General features: G+C 57.6%; 1 protein-coding gene. It reads left to right on the top strand.

Annotated elements, in window-relative coordinates:
* Positions 1-142: 142 nt before the first annotated feature.
* Positions 143-1,768: reverse transcriptase domain-containing protein (locus tag ACRCYW_RS05185; protein WP_438549095.1), on the top strand; the 1,626-nt coding region annotated here is incomplete at its 3' end.

Genomic DNA, 1,768 nt, shown 5'->3' with positions numbered 1-1,768 from the left:
TCCCTACCGTCACTCACAGAACGGGCTTGTGGAACGATACTGGGCCACAGCGGTCCGCATGGCACGCTCGTACCTCCAAGAAGCCAACCTCCCGCGTCTCTTTTGGTTCTGGGCCCTCCGGACTGCGTTCGAACGGATGAATATGATTCCATTTGAGATCCGCGACCACCCTGGTCATGATGGCCCTGTGTACATCACCCCATTCGAACTATTCTTCAACCAGAAGCCTGACCTACGTACCCTCTTCCCTTTTGGGTCAGTCGGATACTTCAAACGTGAACGGGATTCGATCCACGGCACCTCCATCCAGAGGACCAACTTCCAGGCCCAGACCTTCCCTGGGATTGCCGTTGGACGCAGCTCCAAGGCTAACGGCATGCTGTTCTGGTCTCCGGAAACCCAACAGTTCAGTGTGGCATCCGAATACACGTTGGATTCCAACAAGCAAATCAGGACCCTGTTCCCTCAGCTCCTCAACGATGGGGGGTTCACCCTGACGGTGCTCTCCCCTTCAGCTCAGGCCAACACTCCTCACTCTCTGGGAGACATTGTACTGGTACAACCAGAGGGCCCAGTTACCTCAACCGGTGAAGCTCCCGACATCAAGGGGACCATCGTCTCCATCCCAGTGCCCAACGTTCACCCACACTACCGAGTGGAGTGGGAAAATGGTCACTGCTCTGATGTCCCAGCGGAACACATCTTCGACCCAGCCGAATGTGAGCCACATGAGCTACCCGGACCCGAGGATCCAAACCTAGATCCCACGCAACGGGATCCCTTCCATCCAATCCCGCCGCCATGGCTGCGCGCCGGGCACAAGGTCGGATACAACCGCAACGGTCAACGCCTCCTCGGTACCCTGGAACTCACCAAGCGACACACCTGGGCCTTCACCCAACACGATGAGACTGGCCGCCGGGTGACTGAGATCGAGCTTCCCGACTTCCTCTCACAATGGAGATCACTACTCTCAGAGGGTATTATGTCCCTGGGACACGATATGGGAGGCAGCCCCTTTATCCGATCCGAACCCGAGGATGATTCAGAATCCGACACCACTCTTCTATCCGATCCTGACGACGAACCCGATGCCACCAGCGACCCGTCCGGACGTGACTGGACCAGGCCCTTCACCGGCAGCCTTGGCACCACCACAGGCACTCGCTCCGGAGCTCACTTCCGCGGACATGCCCGGCACGTCTCAGCCAGGAACCTCACCGCCCCCTGTCCCCGCTTTCTTTGGCAGGCTCTCAAGGACCGAGGTCACCCAGACTACCCCATCTGGTTAGAGTCATACGACGAAGAACGCAATGGTCTCATTTCCTTGGACACCTACGAGGTTATCCTTGAGGCGGAATATCAACGGTTGAAGGCCAAGCACAACATTACCGCCATTCCCACCATGTGCATTCATACCGTCAAAACTGATGGAGCCGGGAACCCTATTCGTGCCAAGTCTCGCACCGTGGTGATGGGCAATGCAGAGGAGCGATACTGGACCAAGAACGATCTGTTCGCCCCTGTGCTCATGAAACACACCATTCGCGCTCTCACCGGACTGGCAGTATCCAAGGGACGCCGCGTCAAGCAGTGTGATGCAAAGAATGCCTTCTGCCATCCCACTCTCCCTGAGGACGAAATCTGTGTGTGCATTCCTCCCCGTGGGTGCCCTTACTCGGCCCCTGGAACTTACTGGCGTCTCAAGAAGACCCTCTATGGCCTCCGACGTAGCCCCCGCCACTGGTACCAAACCTTCAAGGGCGCC

It is taken from the genome of Aeromonas sp., assembly GCF_051657805.1.
Classification (GTDB): Bacteria; Pseudomonadota; Gammaproteobacteria; order Enterobacterales; family Aeromonadaceae; genus Aeromonas.
Note: the sequence above shows the minus strand (reverse complement) of the source record. Positions and strands in the feature narration are given on the sequence as shown.